We start from the raw sequence: 3,275 nt of genomic DNA, 5'->3' as shown, positions 1-3,275 counted from the left end.
GCCGTCGCCGACCTCGCCGCGCTCGCGCGGGTGCCCGAGGGCACGTGGCTCACCGGCAGCCACGGCGCCGAGCGCGGGCGCTGGACCCGCGGCGGGCTCGAGCGCGTCGAGCTCGAGCTCGAGCCCGCCGCCGCCACGCGGCTCGCCGACCTGGCGGAACGCCTGACGGCCCTCACCCGCGGCACGACGGCGCGGGTCGAGCACAAGCCCGCCTCGGTCGTGCTGCACACGCGCACCGCGACGCCGCAGGACGCCGCGCACCTGACCGACCTCGCGCTCGCGCTGGGCGGCGACGCCGTGGACGCCATGCGGGGCAAGGACGTCGTCGAGCTCGCGGTGCTGCGCGTGACCAAGGGCGACGCGCTCGCGACGCTGCGCGAGGAGACCGGCGCGTCGGTCGTCCTGTACGCGGGCGACGACGTCACGGACGAGCGCGCGTTCGTCACGCTCCGCGAGGACGACGTGACCGTCAAGGTCGGCGAGGGCGCCACCGCGGCCCGCTTCCGGGTCCGCGACCCCGAGGCCGTCGCCGACCTCCTGACGCGCCTCGCCGACGCCGCCGCAGCCGCCTGAGGACCGCCGGAGAGCCGCCCGGGCTCGTCGCGGGTCCCGCTCGCCGTGTGGCAGGATGAGCCCGTCGCACGCGTGACACGGACCACACGGTCCACGTCCACGTGCCGGTGTCGAGGTCGACACCTGACACTCCCATCACGACGGATCGTCCGGCACGTACCTGCCGGTGGAGGGATCGAACATGGCCACGGTCACGTACGACAAGGCATCCCGGGTCTACCCCGGCACCGAGCGCCCCGCGGTCGACGCGCTCGACCTGCACATCGAGGACGGCGAGTTCCTCGTCCTCGTCGGCCCCTCGGGCTGCGGCAAGTCGACCTCGCTGCGCATGCTCGCCGGCCTGGAGGACGTCAACTCCGGCCGCATCCTCATCGGCGACCGCGACGTCACGGACGTCCAGCCGAAGGACCGCGACATCGCGATGGTGTTCCAGAACTACGCCCTCTACCCCCACATGTCCGTCGCGGACAACATGGGCTTCGCGCTGAAGATCGCCGGCACCCCCAAGGCCGACATCCGCAAGCGCGTCGAGGAGGCCGCCAAGATCCTCGACCTCACCGAGTACCTCGACCGCAAGCCGAAGGCGCTCTCCGGCGGTCAGCGTCAGCGTGTGGCCATGGGCCGCGCCATCGTGCGCCAGCCGCAGGTGTTCCTCATGGACGAGCCGCTGTCGAACCTCGACGCCAAGCTCCGCGTGCAGACGCGTACGCAGATCGCCTCGCTCCAGCGCCGCCTGGGCGTCACCACGGTCTACGTCACGCACGACCAGACCGAGGCCCTGACCATGGGTGACCGCATCGCGGTCCTCAAGGACGGCGTCCTGCAGCAGGTCGGCACGCCGCGCGACATGTACGACACCCCGGCGAACGTCTTCGTCGCCGGCTTCATCGGCTCGCCCGCGATGAACATCGGCTCGTTCCAGGTGTCCGACGGCGCCGCGCAGCTGGGCCAGACGCGCATCCCGCTCGAGCGCAGCATCATCAGCGCGATCAAGCCCGAGGACAAGGGGCACGTCACGCTCGGCTTCCGTCCCGAGTCGCTCGACATCGTCACGCAGGCCAACGAGGGCGCGATCCCGATCAAGGTCGTCCTGGTCGAGGAGCTCGGCTCCGACGCGTTCGTCTACGGCGAGCTCGCCGGCGCCGGCGCGGCCGCCAAGGAGATCCACTCGGGTGCCGGTGAAGCGCAGGTCATCGTGCGCGTAGACCCGCGCCAGGTGCCCATGAAGGGCGACACGCTCTGGGTGGCCATCCGCCCGGGTGAGACCCACGCCTTCTCGTCCGCGAGCGGCGCCCGCATCACCATCTGAGCAGCACCCGCACCATCACCCGGAGGGCGGGACGGCGAGCAGCCGTCCCGCCCTTCGCGTTCGGAGGATCCGATGCCCCACTCGCTGCAGATCACCGCGGCGTCCCCCGACCCCGCGCTGCTCGACCTGCCGTGGGAGGTCCCGCTCGAGGAGTGGCCGGCGGAGGTCCTCGCGGCGCTCCCGCGAGGCATCTCGCGGCACGTGGTCCGCTTCGTCAAGCTGTCGGGGCGCGTCATCGCGGTCAAGGAGATCGGCGAGACGGTCGCCTACCGCGAGTACGAGCTGCTGCGCGCGCTGCGCCGCCTCGACGTGCCGAGCGTCGAGCCCGTGGGCGTCATCACCGGTCGGCGCTCCCCCGACGGCGAGCGGCTCGAGGCCGTCCTCATCACCAAGCACCTGCAGTTCTCGCTGCCGTACCGCGCCCTGTTCAGCCAGGTGCTCCAGCCGGACACGACGACGCGCCTCATCGACGCGCTCGCCGTGCTCCTGGTCCGGCTGCACCTGACGGGCTTCTACTGGGGCGACGTGTCGCTGTCGAACACGCTGTTCCGGCGTGACGCCGAGACCTTCGCGGCCTACCTCGTGGACGCCGAGACCGGCGACCTGCACGAGCGGTTGAGCAACGGCCAGCGCGCGTACGACCTCGAGGTCGCCCGCGTGAACATCATCGGCGAGCTCATGGACCTCGAGGCCGGCGAGCTGCTCGAGTCCGGCGTCGACACGGTCGCCGTCGGCGCCCGCCTGGTCGAGCGGTACGAGGAGCTGTGGAACGCGCTCACGGAGGCGGAGTCGTTCGGCACGGGCGAGCGCTGGCGGGTCGCGGCGCGCATCGAGCAGCTCAACGCGCTCGGCTTCGACGTCGGCGAGCTCGACATCACGACCGACGTCGACGGCACCACCGTGAACATCCGGCCCAAGGTCGTCGACGCCGGCCACCACAGCCGCCGCCTGATGCGCCTGACCGGCCTCGACGTCGAGGAGAACCAGGCCCGCCGCCTGCTCAACGACCTCGACGCCTACCGTGCCGCCGCCGACCGCCAGGGCGAGGACGAGGAGTTCGCGGCGCACGACTGGCTCACGACCGTCTTCGAGCCGGCCGTACGCGCCGTCCCGCGCGAGCTGCGCGGCAAGCTCGAGCCCGCCCAGATGTTCCACGAGATGCTCGACCACCGGTGGTTCGTCTCGCGCGAGCAGCAGCGCGACGTCCCCATGGCCGAGGCCGTGCGCAGCTACGTGGAGCACGTGCTCCAGCACCGTCCCGACGAGAAGGCGGTCCTCGGCGTCGACACGGCGGTGCTGCCGCGCGTCAGCGGCTGAGCGGGCTCGGCCGGACGCGCGGCGGGCGGGGCCGGCGACCGGCCCCGCCGGGCCTCAGCCGGCGTCGCGCGCGCGC

Annotated in this window: 3 protein-coding genes; all 3 read left to right on the top strand. The window is 72.6% G+C overall.

The window, feature by feature from the left end:
* Window positions 1–573: trehalose-phosphatase (locus IDM29_RS15785; protein ID WP_188037767.1), on the top strand; the 573-nt coding region annotated here is incomplete at its 5' end.
* A 181-nt stretch (window positions 574–754) separates the two neighbouring features.
* A complete protein-coding gene (locus IDM29_RS15780) occupies window positions 755–1,882 on the top strand; it encodes an ABC transporter ATP-binding protein (RefSeq protein WP_182113059.1) in 1,128 nt (375 codons plus the stop codon).
* Between the two features lie 72 nt (window positions 1,883–1,954).
* A complete protein-coding gene (locus tag IDM29_RS15775) occupies window positions 1,955–3,199 on the top strand; it encodes a DUF4032 domain-containing protein (protein ID WP_182113058.1) in 1,245 nt (414 codons plus the stop codon).
* Window positions 3,200–3,275: the final 76 nt, after the last annotated feature.

Origin of the sequence: Actinotalea sp. JY-7885 (assembly GCF_014525465.1) — a bacterium.
Taxonomy (GTDB): domain Bacteria; phylum Actinomycetota; class Actinomycetes; order Actinomycetales; family Cellulomonadaceae; genus Actinotalea.
The sequence above is the reverse complement of the archived record's forward strand: the minus strand, read 5'-3'. Positions and strand labels throughout refer to the sequence as shown.